General features: G+C 28.4%; 11 protein-coding genes. All 11 read right to left on the reverse strand.

The features are described from left to right. Position 1: 1 nt before the first annotated feature. From CS884_RS07890 to CS884_RS07940, 11 genes are read right to left on the reverse strand one after another with little or no spacing between them, the layout of a single operon-like run. Positions 2 to 1,645 (reverse strand): ABC transporter substrate-binding protein, encoded by a 1,644-nt coding sequence (locus CS884_RS07890; RefSeq protein WP_099321334.1) that lies wholly within the window; start codon positions 1,643 to 1,645, stop codon positions 2 to 4. 2 nt (positions 1,646 to 1,647) lie between these two features. Continuing rightward, the gene (locus CS884_RS07895; protein WP_035110120.1) at positions 1,648 to 2,358 is read right to left on the reverse strand and encodes an ATP-binding cassette domain-containing protein; all 711 of its coding nucleotides are present in this window, start codon (positions 2,356 to 2,358) and stop codon (positions 1,648 to 1,650) included. Next, positions 2,340 to 3,122, reverse strand: a complete 783-nt coding sequence (locus CS884_RS07900) for an ATP-binding cassette domain-containing protein (RefSeq protein WP_099321335.1) — start codon at positions 3,120 to 3,122, stop codon at positions 2,340 to 2,342. Before CS884_RS07900 ends, CS884_RS07895 begins: the two co-directional genes overlap by 19 nt. A 4-nt stretch (positions 3,123 to 3,126) precedes the next feature. Next, the gene (locus CS884_RS07905) at positions 3,127 to 3,903 is read right to left on the reverse strand and encodes an ABC transporter permease (RefSeq protein WP_099321336.1); all 777 of its coding nucleotides are present in this window, start codon (positions 3,901 to 3,903) and stop codon (positions 3,127 to 3,129) included. Continuing rightward, positions 3,903 to 4,847, reverse strand: coding sequence for an ABC transporter permease (locus CS884_RS07910; RefSeq protein ID WP_099321337.1), 945 nt, complete (start codon positions 4,845 to 4,847; stop codon positions 3,903 to 3,905). The genes CS884_RS07905 and CS884_RS07910 overlap by 1 nt, the downstream gene beginning before the upstream one ends. Then, positions 4,840 to 7,605 carry a condensation domain-containing protein gene (locus tag CS884_RS07915; RefSeq protein WP_099321338.1) on the reverse strand — a complete coding sequence of 922 codons (2,766 nt, stop codon included), beginning with the start codon at positions 7,603 to 7,605 and terminating at the stop codon, positions 4,840 to 4,842. The genes CS884_RS07910 and CS884_RS07915 overlap by 8 nt, the downstream gene beginning before the upstream one ends. Positions 7,606 to 7,608: 3 nt before the next feature. Then, positions 7,609 to 9,780 (reverse strand): bifunctional Gfo/Idh/MocA family oxidoreductase/class I SAM-dependent methyltransferase, encoded by a 2,172-nt coding sequence (locus CS884_RS07920; protein WP_099321339.1) that lies wholly within the window; start codon positions 9,778 to 9,780, stop codon positions 7,609 to 7,611. Beyond that, a complete protein-coding gene (locus CS884_RS07925; RefSeq protein ID WP_099321340.1) occupies positions 9,777 to 14,270 on the reverse strand; it encodes a non-ribosomal peptide synthetase in 4,494 nt (1,497 codons plus the stop codon). The genes CS884_RS07920 and CS884_RS07925 overlap by 4 nt, the downstream gene beginning before the upstream one ends. 12 nt (positions 14,271 to 14,282) lie before the next feature. Next, complete coding sequence (locus tag CS884_RS07930) at positions 14,283 to 15,869, reverse strand: (2,3-dihydroxybenzoyl)adenylate synthase (protein ID WP_099321341.1); 1,587 nt, start codon at positions 15,867 to 15,869, stop codon at positions 14,283 to 14,285. Further along, positions 15,869 to 16,561 (reverse strand): 4'-phosphopantetheinyl transferase superfamily protein, encoded by a 693-nt coding sequence (locus tag CS884_RS07935; RefSeq protein ID WP_099321342.1) that lies wholly within the window; start codon positions 16,559 to 16,561, stop codon positions 15,869 to 15,871. The genes CS884_RS07930 and CS884_RS07935 overlap by 1 nt, the downstream gene beginning before the upstream one ends. Further along, positions 16,551 to 17,303 (reverse strand): thioesterase II family protein, encoded by a 753-nt coding sequence (locus CS884_RS07940; RefSeq protein ID WP_012797114.1) that lies wholly within the window; start codon positions 17,301 to 17,303, stop codon positions 16,551 to 16,553. Before CS884_RS07940 ends, CS884_RS07935 begins: the two co-directional genes overlap by 11 nt. Between the last annotated feature and the right edge of the window lie 174 nt (positions 17,304 to 17,477).

Below are 17,477 nucleotides of genomic sequence, written 5' to 3' on the forward strand. Positions count from 1 at the left end.
CTTATTTACTTGTCTTAGCTTTTACACTGTAAATATTGAAAAATTGAGGTGTACTTGTAAAGTCATATCCACCAATTTTATCATTTCTATACAAAATCATTTCTTTTGAATAAGAAAGAGGCAAATCCATAGCGTTTTCGTTTGAATATACTATAGCTTTTTGTATATTATCTTTAATCTCCCCTTCATTTGTAGAAGTGGAAGCTTTCTTTATTGCATCAATATATATGTTTGAATCAGAAAGTGCTTTTAACGGCATCAAATGTGGATCCATTTCGGTGATTGATTCTTGTAAGAACTTATGAGGTTCAGTATAAGAACCTTCTGTATTCCAGGTTGTCAAATGGAATTCTCCCTTTATACCATCTGTCCACCATGACATTTGATCTTTTTCAACTAGGTCAACATCTATACCTACTTCTTTTAATTGTGTCTTTATTGCAAGTGCAGTTTCCTTAGCAAGTACTAAATCTGACCAGTAAACATATTGAAGCTTTAATGGACTTCCGTCCTTTTCTCTAATTCCTGTATCTTTATTGAGTTTCCAACCCGCTTCATCTAGCAAGCTATTTGCCTTTTCAGGAGCATAACTATAATTAGTTGGATAATTTGCATCACAATAAGCTACATCTTTAGGGAATAAAGTTTCAGCTACATCTTCATATGAGTATGTTAAACTGTCGACAATGTCTTTTTTGTTAATTGCATAATTAATTGCTTGGCGAACTCTTAAATCTTCTAATTCTTTTTTACTTGGATTTAAAATTAGATTCTTAGTCAAAGTCCTATTTTTGTTGACTTCTCCAGTAACATCCTTAATTTCAGAACCTTTTTTGAAGTCATCATAATTTATTAAATCTGATCCATAAATTAAATCTATTTCCCCTTTATTTAAGGCTTGAAGTCTTGAGGAAGCATCGGGAATATATTTGACAATAACTTCATCATAATAAGGTTTTTCCCCATGATAATTTTCATTTCTAACAAATTTTGTATATTCTCCAGATTTAAATTCTTCATATACATAAGGACCTGTTCCTATATTTTTGTTAAATTTCTCAAAGTTTCCCTCAGTAAATGACTTTGGAGATGGCATCCCCAATACATTTTGGAAACAAAAACCATTTATATAAAATTTAGACGGATTTTCATAGTGAATAGCAATCGTATTATCATCAATAACTTCTGTTGATTTTATCTCTGCAACAGCCCTAATGCCTGCAAAATTAGGGTTTGACTTATCAAAATCTAATATCTTTTTTACTGCATCAGCATTAAAATCTTCACCATCTGAAAATTTTACCCCATCCTTTAATTTAAAGACTAAAGTTTTGCCATCATCTTTATATTCAAAGCTTTCAGCAAGTTTTGGTACAATTTCACCGTTTTCATAAGCTACTAGGGTTTCGTAAATTAAACCACAAGCCATATTATTTTCCTTATTCATTGTTAAAGTCGTAAGGTTTGTCAGTTCTTTAGCAGTACATAAGGTTAAAATCTTCTTGCTTTCATCTTTTGTGTTTTCACTTGCTACATTTGAATTTTCTTGTGCTTTTTCTTGATTCTTTTGGCAACCTCCTAGTAAAATTGAAAAACTAAATACAAGTGCCAATAAAACCATCATATTTTTTCTAAGTTTGATCATTTCTATCTCCTTTGCAATTTTCCTTCTCTAAATATTTTTCCTTTCTTTATTTCTATGATATAATCTGAAATCTGTTTTGCTTGATTTATATCATGAGTGATAAAAATATAAGAAATACTATGCTTAGATTGATAATAAAAAAGTAAGTTTAATACTTTTTCAATCGTCAGTAAGTCAAGCCCAGCTGTAACCTCATCTAGTATTAAAAAATCAGGATTAACCATAAGGGCTCTTATGAGCGACAATCTTCTTTGCTCACCTCCAGATAGTTGGTGAACGGGCACATCTAATATTTCCTTTTTTAAATGTAAATCCTCGCAAAATAATAATACCTTTTCCTTTCTTTCCTTTTTCGACAAGTTTGTTAAATTAATAAGCCCTTCTTCCAAATTTTTAAAAGTGCTTATACCAGGATTTAAAGTACCAGATGTATCCTGGAAAACAGACTGGATATTTTTTCTATATTTTCTTATTTTTTTTAATTTTAATTTTGAGATATCTACAGAATCATAGAGTATAGATCCTTCATCTATTCTTTCTAATCCTATTAATGCTTTTGCAATGGTGCTTTTACCAGATCCGCTTTCACCAATTAAACTTAAGTTATCTCCCCTTTTAAGTGAAAAGGAAATTTGATCTAGAGCTTTAAATGTCCCCTTTACTGTTTCAAAAGAAAGACTAACGTTACTCATAGCTATTTCGTCCACTCCCATTCACCTCCAGAATCTAATATCTTCTGACTACATTCAACAAATTTTCTTGTCCATTCCTCTTTAGGACTTTCAAATATATCTTTACTACTCCCCTTTTCTATAAGGCATCCATTTTCTATCACATAGATGTAATCGCTATATTTTTTAAGAATATCAGCCTCGTGTGTTATTAACAAAATTCCTTTGCCTTTGAAATTTGCTTTAATCAATTCAAAAAATAATGATGAGTTATAATTGTCTAAGGCTGATGTTGGTTCATCAGCAATTATATAATCAGTATTTAGTCCCATAGATATCGCTAAAATCACACGCTGAATCATGCCTCCAGAGAGTTCAGTGGGATATGAATCTAAAACTCTTTCATATTCAAGATTGACGCTTTTGAGCTTATCTTTTGCTATACTTAATGCTTCTGATTTATTTATATTAAGATTAGCAATATATATTTCAACCATTTGACTTTTTATCTTTTTTCTTTTGTCAAAAGAAATCATGGGAAGTTGAGGAATAAAAGCGATGTTTCTATTGTTGCTATTGATATTGTCTTTTTCCAATATATCGAAATCATCTATAGTAATAGTTCCAGAACTTACTTTTAAATCCTCTGATAAAATCCCAAGTATTGTGTTTACTAATGTAGTCTTCCCAGCACCACTGGGTCCAGTGAGACCAATAATTTTTCCCATAGGAATTCTAAGAGAAATATTATTTAAAAGATTGTTTTCTTTTTTATCTGTAACTTGTAATTGATTAACCAAAATCATATCTTCACCTTCTATTCGCTTCTTTTGCAATAATATTAAAAGACATTGTAGTAATAAAAACTGCAAAAATAGGGTAAATTATGAGTTCTGGCTTAATAAATATTGAATCTCTCGCTTCTAAAATCATAGAACCCCACTCCACAACATTTTCTCCAAGTCCAATTCCTATAAATGAAAAACCAGTAATTGCTAAAATCATATCCGCACAGGACAAACAAATATAATGAACTAAATCTAATAATATATTTGGTAGTATATGAACTAGAACCAACCTAGTCTTTGAAGCACCAAGTGAAATCATACAAGTGCAATAAGCTTTATCATATTCAATATTTATTTGAGTTCTAACAAGTCTTAAAAATCTCAATATATATGAAACAACCAAAGCGATTAATGTAGTTTTTATTCCATTTCCCCAAGATGCTATAAATATGATTAAGTAAGCAATTGGTGGTATAGCCGTTACAGCATTAATAATCGAATCTACTATTACATTCTTTTTCATGGTAACTTTTGACGTTAGTGTTCCTAAAAGCAAACCTAAAGTAAAAACAATAATTGATGCCGTCATAACCATAAATAATGTAGTTTTCCCCCCGAACAGTATTCTCGATAAAACGCACCTGCCCATGCTATCATTTCCCAAAAGATACTTAGAACTTGGATTTCCAAATCTAAGGGGAAGATTAACTTCTAGGGGATCATTAGGGGCAAAAAAACTTCCAAGAAATATAAATAAAATCACTAGGAAAGGAAATAATGTCCTTTTGTTTATTTTCATTAATCTCCCCTTTCCTTTATCAAAAGATCGTTTATCAAATCTGATATTATATTAGCAAGTGCAATAAATAATGCTAAAAAGAAAACCAACCCATGAATCATCGTTGCATCACGATTTATTACAGAATTTACAATCAAATACCCAAATCCTGGAATAGAAAAAACTCCCTCAACTATTGCCACATTTGCAATCATAAGTCCAATACTCTGGAAGAAATTTGGAATTAACTTTACTATCGAGTTTGGCAATATATGTTTCACGAACAAAGTAATTTCCTTTAGACCATTTGCTCTAAAAAACATAATATAATATTCACCATTCTCTTTGTCTAAAGCATCTTTAAATAGTGGATAATAAAAAGAAGCCCCAAATATCCCTAAAGTTATTGCAGGAAGTAGATAGTTTGTAATGCCAATATTACCTGCTACTGATAGCAAATCCCACTTTACTGCAAATATATCAAGTAAGATAATAGCAATATAAAAGCTAGGAATTGAAACACCAATAAGGCATAAGAGATTTGTAAGCTTATTGATTATCTTGCTCTTCCATAAGAAAGTAATGCATCCCAAAGATAATACTAAAACTACCTGTAATATTGCGGAAAAGAAAACAACAGATAAAGTTTTTGGCAAAGCCAACATTATATTATCCCAGACTGGTTTGCCATTACTTAAAGACTGTCCTAAGTCTAGAGAAAAAAGATTTTTGATCCAGTTAAAATATTGTTCATATAGAGGTTTATCAAAACCAAATCTTAATCTTACTTCTTCAATTTGCTCGGGTGATGGACTTCCGATATGTCTTTTAGCATATGCAGTAGCTGGATCGACGGGAGATAATTTCATTAAAACAAATGACAAAACACTCACAATTAATAATGTTAAAACTAATTCAAATATTTTGTTTGCTATTCTATTTCTAAATACTTTCAATTCAAGCATTTTTAACTCCACAAACCATCTTTGCTAAATCTACCGCGTTTTCTTTATTTTCTATACAAGAAATATGATTTCCTCTTATGTTAATAACATTAAATTCTCCTACACATATATCATTCCAAAACCTAATAATATCTTCTCTTTTTTTGGGAATAATCTCATTTTCATCCTCAGCTAAATATAAATCAATATCAGTTAATATTGGTGATATATTGTTTGCAGATGTCAGCGAAAACTTTTTAAATATTTCGAACATTTTAAAGAATTCTGTGTTCTTTTTTATATCTAAATTAAAATATTTTTCAAATCTTTCTTCTTGACTTATTTTTTGAAGCGATTTTAAAGCACGTTCTATTTTCTTATTAATTAAAAAATTCTCGCTATTATGTGTGTTAAAATCAATATATATCTTTAATTCAGATTCTTTAAAATTAACACATGAAATGTCATGAAAATTTATTCCTAACATTTTTAGAAATAACAACTCCTCTATTATTTCTTTATAGTTTAAATTTGTTGAAAAAATTGAATCAATTACTGATAGTTTATCCACGTTGAACCCTGTTTTTAATAGTTCTCGAGCTAATTCACAAGATATCATTCCACCTATGCAATGCCCAATAAGATGGATACTTTCATATCTATAATTATTTATTAATTTACAATACTCTTCTCCTAATAACTTATATAGATTAGTATTATCTAAAGTTAAAAATTTATCTTTATTTCCAATTTCTATTGTTAATATATCTTGATTAGACAAATTAAATATTTCATCAGTAAAATGATTAATTCTATCTACACTTCCTAGTCCTGAGTGAACAATAATAATCAAATCTCTTGAATTTCCTTTTCTTAAAAATTCAACTTTCCCTATATTATTTTTACTATATTGCACTTCCTCCGTTTCTGTCTGTTCCTTAAAATTCGCTCGTTCAATTATATATTCTACAATTTCATTTATTGAAGAGTTACTCAACATGGCTTTCATAACTATATCAAAAGATATATTGTCTATATCTTTTGATATCAACTCATTTAAAAATTTAGAAGATGCTTGAGCTATTAGTAGAGAATCTGCACCATTAATAAATAGGTCTGCTGTTTCTTCAATATTTTTTACCAATAAATCAGACCAAATTTCTTTTAAAATCTTCTTCATTAATCTAGATTCTTCACATAGAATATCAGCTTCTATATCAAGCTTCTTTTCAAAGTTCTCTAGGTTATTATAATTTTCTTTATTTATTGTTTCTGAGTCCTTTAAATTGATAGAATTTTTAGTATTATAAGACTTACCCCAGTTTTCCTCTTCTAAAAGATCTTCTATTATGTTGATAAATAAATTGAACATTTCTTCAAGAAGATTCTTTTTAAATATATTATCTCTAACATCCCAATTAATATATAATTTCCCATCAAAATCAGTAACTTGGCAATCTATAAATACTTGAGGTGTTTGAGAAATACCGTTGCCGTTATATTTACCAATTGTCAATCCTTTATTGCTGTTAGTACCTATGCTACTAGTAAAAACGTAAGGATATATATTATTTCTGTACTTTCCATTCCTTCTTATTTCTCTCAATACATCTATCCCTGAAAAAGAAGAATGTTCTAAATCACTGACAAGGTTATTTTGTATCGACTTTGAGTAATCTTTAAAACTATTTATTTTACTAAAATCAACACCTAATAACATAATATTAGTAAAATCCCCTACTAGGTTTTCCGTTGTTTTGCCATATTTATCTCTATCCATAACTGTACAATTTATTGCAAATTTCTTGTTAGTGCTATACTGTGAAATTACTAAAGAATATATAGTTAATAGAGTACAAGAAGCTGTTATTCCAAACTTTTGTCCATTAAGTTTAATTTTTTCCCATTTTTCTTTATCAATTGAATGTTTATACCTCGTGAATCTTACGTTATTTTCGACGGTTTCCAAGCTAAGTTTCTCAATTTCAGGAGTTAAATATAATTCATCAATTTTTTCTATCCAATAGTTTTTATCGGTATAATATTTTGGCAATTGCTTTCTAATAATTTCTGAATTTACGTAATCTTTAAATGAATATTCTATTTTTGATAAAGATTTTGTTGTAAAATATAAAGTTTCAAATTCTTCAATTAATATCCAAATGCTTCTCCAATCCGCTATCATCATATCAAATGATAAAATTAACTTTGATTGATCACCTATCTGTAATAAAGCTATGTCAAACAATGGATATTTTTCATTCTTATAAATTTTATGAGATAAATTTTTAATAACATATGATTCGTTTTCATTGCAGTTATCAAATAAGGTAAAATGTGCATTTTTAGTTATTTTTTGTGTGTAGTTCAATGAATCAAACACTACTCTTAACATTTCATGTCTAAAAACCAAATCTCCCCAAATCTTTTCAACTTTTTTCCTATCTAATTTTGGATAAACCACCTCTATATAAACATGACAAGATGTGTTACCATATTTATAAAAATCTCCCTTTCCCATAATGTATGCTAATTGAATCTCTGTAAGCGGAAAACTATTTTCATATTGTGATTTTACTAAACTAGAAATTTTATTCTCCATATTTAGAATTTGCAATATTCTTTCTTTGTTTTTAGACAGTAAATTCAATACTTGTTTATTCAAATGATGAATATTTGATTTATACTTTAACTTACCATTTTCTTCAAACAAATATATTCCTTCATTTCTTAGCTTACTAATTAATTCTGACAAGTTATTATGTTCAATATTGCTCACAATTTACTCCTTTCTTACCATAAATAAATATTTATTTAATCCTGACAAAGGATTAGTCTCATCAGGCCAATAGTTTGTGATAAATCCTGTTTGAGAAAGTAAATCCACCCACTGATTCAAATTAAGGAATGTGATATTCGATTCATACCTTTCATCTATTGGAATATTCATCAGAAAAGACTGAGATAAAGCAATCTCATAATGCTCTCCTACTGGTTCTGTTATTAAAATTAGCCCTCCACTCTTTACTAAATTAAAAATATTTTCGACAACAACTTTTGTGTCAATAGAATTATTTAAGGCTCCAGCTGAAATAACAATATCAAAACTATTATTAAAGATTTTTTGTTCCATAAAGCTTTTATTGAAATCTATTTTTTTGAATTTTATATATTCATACGCATATTTTCTTTTAGCATTATTCAAAAAATATTGACTTACATCCGAAAAAATATACTCGCAATTATTGTTTGTTAAATCGCTATTAGAAAATATATACTCACTCGTAGCTCCAGTTCCAGCTCCAATCTCTAATATACGTATCTTTCTTTTAGCTTTTTTTACATAATCACAAATATGCTTTGATATCTCTTTTGCCAAGATTTTTTCCATCGAATTTTGTCTATAAAATTCAACGGCTATTTTATCATCTCCATTAGGGAATAATAATAACATAGGATTTAAATTTCCAGATAATATATTAATGAATTCTCTACTATGATCCATATAATAATCGACTACAACTTCATCAGTAAAATGTGGTATTAAAAATTTTTTTGCTCTTTTCCAGTTATATAACATTTTATCTTCATTAATATTTACTATGAATTTAATATATTCCTCCGATATCACTATATATTTCTCTTTTTCAAGAATTTTAAGCCATCTTTTTAATACTCTTTCTCTTTTTAAATCTCCTCCAATTATTTTAAAAATGTTAGATATCTTTATTTCTTCATTAATTATAAAATTATTAATCTTAAACAAGTTATAATAAACAGATTCAAGGCAAGCAATATCTAATATCCTTTTTTGAAGTTTAATCTCTTGAAAACTACTTTCCTTTAATTTAATACTTATGTCACCAGTGTTAGTCGCTCTTTCTACATTAAACGTTTTTATTATACGTGAGGTTATATTGGAATCTTCTCTTTTTATTAATGATAAATGAGGATATCCTATAATATTTCCAATTGCATTCCATTTAACTCCATTTTCAACCATTCTTTGGTAACAATGTTTATCTTGTTTACTTAAATACTCACCTTTAGAAAAATCTTGTTTTATGTTGATTATTGTAGATTTAATTGAGTTAATCCAATATTTAGAAAATATTTCTTCAAAAGAGTTATTTGAGTAAAGTTCTTCCATATAACATACATTGGTCTGCAATGTCACATTTACCTCTTTTGCTGTGAAATAATTATGAGCCACCTTTACCATTGGTTTCCATATTATGGGTCCAAATAATTCATATAACTCTAATGTTCCATAATTTGTAAATGTTTTAATATTTAACATATAAGGCATAGTATTATCTGGATCAAAAGCATCTACCCTATTTAAAATTTTTAGTAATAATAGCTTAGAGCCTATCCTACATATGAGTGATGAGTCATCCATATTTGATTTTATTTCATCAGAATTTAATAGCATTAATTCGTCCCCGAATATTTCCTCCAATACTTCTATTAAAGAAAAAACTATTTGATTTGATACAGTTACTTCTATGTTTGTAATTTCACTATCAGGGATAAATTCTATTATTTTTTCTTTGTATAATTTTATAGTCTCCATATTTTTATAAATATTGGCAATTCTAAAGAGTACATTGTTTTTTAATGCTTCTTTTACACACTTTTGTATATCTTTTACATGTAAAGGTTGCTCTGCAACAACATTTATACCTCTCTTTAACAATTCAATTATTACATCTGTACCTGAACCTCCCATTACATCGCTTCTAATAATTACAAAAGCCAACTTTATATCTTTAGGAATATCTGAAATATTTGTATATAATGGTACATTATATTTATCTGAACAAACCTTACTTTGGTTACTACCATTAGACAGAATGCCAGACAATTTAAATCCAGTATCGTATCTATGCAATGCTTCTATATAAAATTGTCCAAATTTTGTCCCACAAACAATAACTTTAATTTTGCTCATTCAATCTCACCAACCTCAACTGGATTTTTTTGCCCATTATCTCTATTTGTTATATATTTAGCACATTCAGATATCGTTTCAAATTCATAAAGTTCTGCAACAGATATATTAATACTATCTTTCTTTAATTCATTGATTATTCTAGATCCAATTAACGAATCTCCTCCTAAAGAAAAGAAGTTATCATAAACACTAATATTTTTATTTCCCAAGCATTTAACCCAAACTCTTAACATCTTTTTTTCTAAATCAGTGCTTGGATACACAATCTTTTTACTATAATCCATATTTTTTGTTTGATTCTTAATAATTTTATTTTTCAATTTCTTCCTATCAACTTTTCCATTTTTATTTAATGGAACTTCATCTACTTGATAGAAATTAGTAGGAATCATATAGCTTGGTATTTCATGTGATAAATAACTTCTTAATTTTTCAAAGGTATACTTGTTTTCTTTTAAGTTAGCTATTGTAAAAGTTATAAAATTAGAGCATTCTGTCCTTTTTTCACTGTTTATATAGAGGACTTCACAATCATAATTGTCAAAATCAGCTGGTCTTACTTCGTTAAATGGCTGCTCATTTATTATATCTGCTGTAATTATAGGTAGTAGGTTATTATTTTTTAATTCATTACCAATAATAAGTCCTTTGACTTTCAACACTTTTAGCATTTCTTCTATAAGAGTCTTTTTGTCATTACTTCTGTGAATCGAGTTTATAGCTATAACAATATCAAAATCATCTTCATCTAAAGAAGTTCCTAAGTTATCATTTATGCAAACATATTTAAATTTACTATCACTCTCCAAGTCAGATAGATTATTTCTAAAGTAGATAGAACTATCAACATAAATATAATCACTAACAAATTCTTCAATCTCTTTAAAAATAGTAGTAGTTAGTTCGCTATTTCTAGTTCCATATTCTAAGATTTTTATATTTTTCTTATTATTTAATCTTGCATAAGCCTTTATTGAATTTATAATGCTATTAATTGATTCTTTATATCCTAAAAGTTCTTCTGCAAATTTTGACATATAGGATTTATTTGAATCTGAATAAAAGGCTTCTATAGGATCATTTTCTCCCGACAAAATCTTTATAAGCTCCAATTCTAAATCCTTTAAATAATTGCCTATTTCATTATTGCAACTATCTTCATTTATGAAAATCTCATCTTCTCTTAATGAATATTTTTCATTCTTAAATTCTAAATATTTTAAAGATAAAAGTTTATTTATCCAATTTTCAATTATAAATCTATTTCTTTTTGAATCCTTAATTTTATTATAAATATCAACAATTGAGTAGCTATTATTTACTAAATCAAGTTCAAAGCTTTTAAAGACATTTATAATAGTTTTGGCAACCAGATTATTTATTTTTTCATTTTGTGCCTCTATATCCTCATAACAGATTTCTTCTACTTCCTCAATAAAAGAAGTGTCTATTTTTTCTAAACATTTATTAATATTAAAGTTATCAGAATCCTTGTCAATTTTTACAAAGGCTACTAGATTTTTGCTGTTTACTTTTTCTATAAAATCAACTACTACTTTTTTAACACCATCAAATTTACTTATAGCATCTTCGATTTCCCCAAGTTCAATTCTATGACCTTTAATTTTTACTTGAGTGTCTTTTCTTCCAAGAAATTCAATAGTACCATCATTCCAAAATCTTCCATTATCTCCAGTTCTATACCATCTAAGTCCATCTTCTTCAAAATACTTTCTATTAGTTAGGTCTTCATCTCCATGATAACATTTAGCGACACCTACCCCACCAATTAAAAGTTCTCCCTTAACATAATTAGGGCATATTCTACCTAATTCATCTACTACTCTATAGACTTGATTTTTAAGTGGTTTCCCATATGGAATTGACATCCAATCTTTTGGTATTTCTCTTGGTGCATTTAAATAATTTGACCATATAGATGCTTCTGTTGCACCGCCCATAGCTACAACAATGGAATTTTCTTTTTCGCTTAACTTGTAAAATCTTCCTGGTAAGTCTTTTGATATCCAATCTCCTGATAACATAACAATTCTAAGTGGTAAGTTTTTCTTTTCACCCTCTGCCATAGTTACGAGCATGTCAAAAAGTATAGGTACAGAGTCCCACACACTTACCTTAAATTTTTCAATAATTCTAATCCATTCATCAGGATTACGATAATTATCTTCATTAGTTGTTATTAGAGTTCCACCTACACCAAGTATTGCAAAAATATCATATACTGATAAGTCAAAGTCTATTGCTGACACCATAAGTAACGTATCATTTGAATTAATAGAATATTTTTCATTTAAATCATTAATAGTATTAATGGCACTTGTGTGCATGATCTCAACACCCTTTGGCACTCCTGTAGTACCTGATGTCATTATTATATAGGCTGAGTCAAAAGGACTTACTTTTATAGGATTATCAAGACCTAAGGATTTGTCTATAGCTTTGTCTAAGTCAATTAAAGAAACTTCTCCTGTATCTAGTTTGCAATTTTCTATTGTTTTATTGTCACTTATGACAAACTTTATGCCAATTTGTTCGTATATTTTAGTTCGTCTTTCGCTAGGTTGATTTATCCCAACAGCAACATATGCCGCTCCAGAAAAAAGTATTCCAAATATAGCATAAATTTGTTTGCTTGATCTTGGAAGAGTAATACCTACATATTCTCCCTTTTTTATTCCATTTTCCTTTAAAAATCCAGCTATTTTTAAGGATTTTTCATATAAGTCCATATAGGATATTTCTTCTTTAGTTTCTGAATCTATAATTGCAATTTTTTCTGGATTTTCTTTTACATTTTTTATAAATCCGTCATATAATCTTTCATCAGGAAAGTTTAATGGAAGAATTGATTGAAGCTCTTTTTCTCTTGCTAGTTTTTGATTTTCTGATAGCACATCAAATTTGCTTTCCCAATTTTCTTTTTCTGTTAGTCTCAAAAGTTGTTTTTCTAAAGAATTTAACATATCATCTAACATTTTTTCAGGGAAAAGTTCATCTACACTATCCCAGCACAATACTAAATCTCCATCTTTTATATAAGATTGGAAATCTAACCATACTCCTGGAGTTTGTGATACCATATATGTAATTTTGCCCAAAGCTTTCCTTGAAATTTCAGTTTCTAGTGGATAGTCTATGTTGCACGCAAAAACTACAGGTGCTACATTAAGGCTTGTACCCTGTGATTTTGATATATCCCTTTGAACTTGTACTCCACTATAAGATGAATGGCTAACATTGTCTATAAAGGTTTTGCTTATTCTATTCAAAGTTTCTAGGAAAGAAGTATCATTTTTTCTTTCATGCTCTACTAATAAGATATTTGTAAAGTCTGCCACCATATCTTTCATGTTTTCGTTTGAAAGATCTCTATTAAATAATGGTAAGTTTATAAAAAACTTATCTTGGTTAGTCCATCTTTCTAGAATTAAATCATATGCAGTTAATAAAACCATTGATGGCGTAGATTTATAGCTTGCTGCAAGCTCTTTTATTTTGCTCCACTTATCTTTTTCAATAACTCGTTTTCTTCTAGTAAATCTTGTTTCTTTGATTTGTTCAGGATCTTTTCTTAATGGTAAATTAGGTCTTTCTATTTCAAATGAGTCTATTTTTTCTTTCCAAAACTCTTGGTCTTTTTTATAAATTTCAGAGTCTACTTCAAGATTATTTATATAGCCTTTAAAAGTATAACTGTTTAGATTGTCTAATTCTTTTCCTAAATACAATTCTCCTAATTCTTTTAAAATAAGGCTCAAACTCATTACATCAGCAACTAACAAATCTAAATCAAAGAAAATTTTGTTTCTATTTTGTGATAGATTCGCAAGTTTTAATCCTGCGACTTCTCCCATTTCTACTCTAAGTTTTCTATGAGATAAATTTTCTCGTATTTTATCTAGTCTAATTTTGGTTTCTTCTTCATCTAAATTAGACAAGTCAAAAACTTCAATTTCTTCGCTAAAAGGTTTATCTAATATTTCTTGTTTTCCATCTTCTGTGAATCTTGCTCTGAGCATTGGATGTCTATATTGAAGTTTATTCCATGCATCATTCAATCTTTTATAATCTATATCTTTTCCATCTATTTCAATATAGGCATGACAACCCACTCCACCTAGAGTTTGATCATCACTTCTGCCTATAAAATAAGAATATTGAACATCTGTAAGATTGAATGAATCTTTGCCATCATTTGATTTCTTATTATCTTTTGAATGTTTCTTAATAATTTTTGAATTAGCTACTAGGTCAAACCATGAATTAAGTGTAGGCTTCTCAATGAGCTTTGCGAAGGATATTCTAAGTCCTTCTTTTTTAAGAATTCCTGAAAGTTGCATTACTTGCATGGAACTTAAGCCTTTTTCTATTAAATTGTCATTTTCTTTTATGTCTGATTTCTTCAAGGTATCTTTTAACCATTTTTCAATTATTAGTTTAATTTCTTTTCTCGCATCAAATTCCATGTTCTGCTCCTTTCACTCTATTCTTTTTAATTTATTTCTATCAATTTTTCCCAAAGCAGTTAGCGGCCATGAATCTATATATTTTATAGAATCTGGCAATTTAAATTCCGCTACATTCTTATTTGCTAGAAATGTCCTGATATCTTCTAATGAGAGTTCGTCCTTCTCATCTTTTAATATGAATACTCCTATTTTTTCTCCCAAAAGTTCATCAGGCACTCCTACAACTTGAACATCTCCTATATTTTTATTAGATAGTAAAATATCTTCAATTTCAGAAGGGGTGATTTTTTCTCCAGCCCTATTTATTGTTTCTGAAATTCTTCCAACTACCTGATAATTCCCATCTTTTAGTTTCCTTGCCTTATCTCCAGTTTTGAAATATAAATCTTTGTCTATACATCTTTTATTTACTTCTGGGAGCTTATAATAGCCATAAATTGTGTAAGAGCCTCTAACTATAAGTTCTCCGTAATCTTCATCTTTGACTTCTTCTCCATCTTCATCAACTATTAACAATTCATCAAACTCACTTATAGGTTTACCTTGAGTTGTAAATATAGTTTTACTATCATCATCTAAAGAAGTTGTCATAATCAGACCTTCAGCTATTCCGAAAATTTGTTGTAATTTACACCCAAATTCTCTTTCTATTTTTTCTGCAAGCTTTTCTTCTAAAACCGAACCTCCAACTTGAAGAACCTTTAATGATGATATGTCATAATCATCTACCTTTATAAAATCTATACATATATTTGCCATAGCAGGAACTAAGCCCGTTATCGTAACCTCCTCTTCCTCAATTAAAGGCAAGATTTCATCTGGACTTGTTACTGGGCACAAAACAACTTTGCCTCCTATAAAAAATGTACCTAATATCCCTGGGCAACATAAAGGAAAGTTGTGAGCAATAGGAAGAGAGGCTAGATAAATACTGTCTTGATCCATTTTACATCTCTTTGCTGTTTCTTTTGCTACATAGATATAATCGCAGTGTCTCCTTGGTATCAATTTTGGTATCCCAGTTGTACCACCCGATAAAAGTAATAATCCTATTTCTTTATAGTCAACATCTATATGTTGATATATATAATCTTTATCATTGAGATTGTAAAAATTTTTATATCCTTGATTATCCCCAAGAATATAAACTTCAAAATCTATGTTTAATTCTTCTCTTACTTCTCTAATCATATCCACATATGAAAATCCAAGATATTTCCCCTTAGATATATATGCTTTTGCTCCTGATTTTTCTAATATTCCCTTTATTTCATTTTTCCTGTGAGCTGGAAGAGATAATACAGGAATCAAACCAATCTTAAACATGGCAAAAAGGATAATAACAAATTCATGGCAATTAGGAAGTTGAAGAACAATTCTATCTCCCTTTTTAAATCCAGCTTTCAATAAACCATTGGCATATTGGCAAGCTTTTCTATTTAATTCTTGATATGAAAGTTCAACATCTCCATCTACTAAGGCAATTTTATCCCCATATTTTTTAGCACAATCTTCAATAAATTCTCCTAAGGTCATATGCGGCCATACTTGTTCATCATAAATTTTTTCTAATTTTTCTTTTAATTCAATGTTCATTATTTTTCCTCCAAGCATATTGCTCCGACATATTTGCCATCATAATTTAATGGCTGTAATCTACTTATTATATTGTTTTTATTATCGCTAATTTCTATAACTTTATTTCCATAAGAAATTATTTCAATTTCTCTCAAATTTCTTATAAGACCAATCCCATCACATTTAAGATAGGCTTCTTTTGCAGTCCAATATCTATAGAAACTGATTATGTTATTATCTATATTTATAATTTCATCTTTAGTAAAACAATTTTCTAATATATCCTTAAACTCAAATTGATAATTTATTTTTTCAACATCTATTCCTACTTCTATTTTAGAAAAAGCTAACAAGACCAAGTCTTCTGTATGGGATATGTTAAACTTTAATCCTAGAGTGTTTTCTACATAAGGCTTATTGTTTTTATCCCTCTTGACTCTTAAATCATTAATTCCTTTTTCGAGTAAACCTTTTAAGGTCAAATTAAGTATTGCCCTTGATGCTAGATAATTAATTTTTGCTATTTCTGATTTATAATCTTCTGATTTTATTATCTCCTCTTTAGTTAAGTAAGGAAGTAATTTTTCTTCTAATAATTTATCTGTATAAGCCTTAATTAGTATTAAATTATTACTAGCTAATTTATCTTTTAAATCTTCTAAAGTAAGAAAATCATTAATTTTTCTTATTTCATATTCTTCAATTTTCATTTACTTTTATAAACTCTTTTATCTCTTCAATGACACTTTCAGGAGATGTATTGACAAACATATGCTTGCCATCGATATATCTATAAGTGAATTCTTTTGTGGTATAATCTTGCCATTTTATAAGTTCATCTAAATTCATTTCTTGATCTTTATCTCCCATAAGACCTAGTATAGGTGATTCTAATTTCTCAAATTTTGTGTCTTGATAGTCTTCATCTATTACAAAATCTGCCCTAAGTGTTGGCAAGAAAATAGAAATTAAATCCTTATTGTCTAAAATTTCTTTTGGTGTTCCTTCATATCTTCTTAAGCCTTCTATAAATCCGTCATCATCAAGATGATAAATTGGATGAGGTTCTTTATATAATGGTGCTCGTCCTCCTGATATTATTATTCCTCTTGGATTTATGTAATCCGAATTTTTAATTCTTAATGCAAGTTCATAAACTATTTTTGTTCCCATACTGTGTCCAAATAAATAATAAGGTTTTCTAAAATTAAAATTTTCTTTCATATCTTCAAATAAATTATCCACTAAGATGTTAATGTCACTTATAGCCTTTTCAGAAAACCTGTTTTCTCTTCCTGGATACTGGGCAACAAGTAATTTTATATCTTCAAACTCATCTTTCCATTTTCTAAAGGCAGACACTCCACCACCTGCAAACGGGAATATAAAAAGATTTGCTATTATATTATTTTCATTAATTTCTTTACTTAGTATTTCAAAGTTTTTTGACATAAATTCACCTTTTTATTTATTTTCTGTTAGTATTGGCTAACTCAAAATTATTATATACCATTTGATAGCTTTTATCAATAGCTTTGAGATGTTTTTAAAAATATAATTTTAAAAATATAATTTTAAAAATAAAAATAGCATAGACATCTCATTATGCGAGTCATCTATGCTATT

Origin of the sequence: Anaerococcus sp. Marseille-P3625 (assembly GCF_900232825.1) — a bacterium.
In the GTDB taxonomy this organism is placed as follows: Bacteria; Bacillota; Clostridia; order Tissierellales; family Peptoniphilaceae; genus Anaerococcus.

Bases quoted from the DNA above. Each gene is read 5' to 3' on its own strand.
- CS884_RS07890 (WP_099321334.1), bottom strand. From the start codon at position 1,645: ATGATCAAACTTAGAAAAAATATGATGGTTTTATTGGCACTTGTATTT.
- CS884_RS07895 (WP_035110120.1), bottom strand. From the start codon at position 2,358: ATGGGAGTGGACGAAATAGCTATGAGTAACGTTAGTCTTTCTTTTGAA.
- CS884_RS07900 (WP_099321335.1), bottom strand. From the start codon at position 3,122: ATGATTTTGGTTAATCAATTACAAGTTACAGATAAAAAAGAAAACAAT.
- CS884_RS07905 (WP_099321336.1), bottom strand. From the start codon at position 3,903: ATGAAAATAAACAAAAGGACATTATTTCCTTTCCTAGTGATTTTATTT.
- CS884_RS07910 (WP_099321337.1), bottom strand. From the start codon at position 4,847: ATGCTTGAATTGAAAGTATTTAGAAATAGAATAGCAAACAAAATATTT.
- CS884_RS07920 (WP_099321339.1), bottom strand. From the start codon at position 9,780: ATGAGCAAAATTAAAGTTATTGTTTGTGGGACAAAATTTGGACAATTT.
- CS884_RS07925 (WP_099321340.1), bottom strand. From the start codon at position 14,270: ATGGAATTTGATGCGAGAAAAGAAATTAAACTAATAATTGAAAAATGG.
- CS884_RS07930 (WP_099321341.1), bottom strand. From the start codon at position 15,869: ATGAACATTGAATTAAAAGAAAAATTAGAAAAAATTTATGATGAACAA.
- CS884_RS07935 (WP_099321342.1), bottom strand. From the start codon at position 16,561: ATGAAAATTGAAGAATATGAAATAAGAAAAATTAATGATTTTCTTACT.
- CS884_RS07940 (WP_012797114.1), bottom strand. From the start codon at position 17,303: ATGTCAAAAAACTTTGAAATACTAAGTAAAGAAATTAATGAAAATAAT.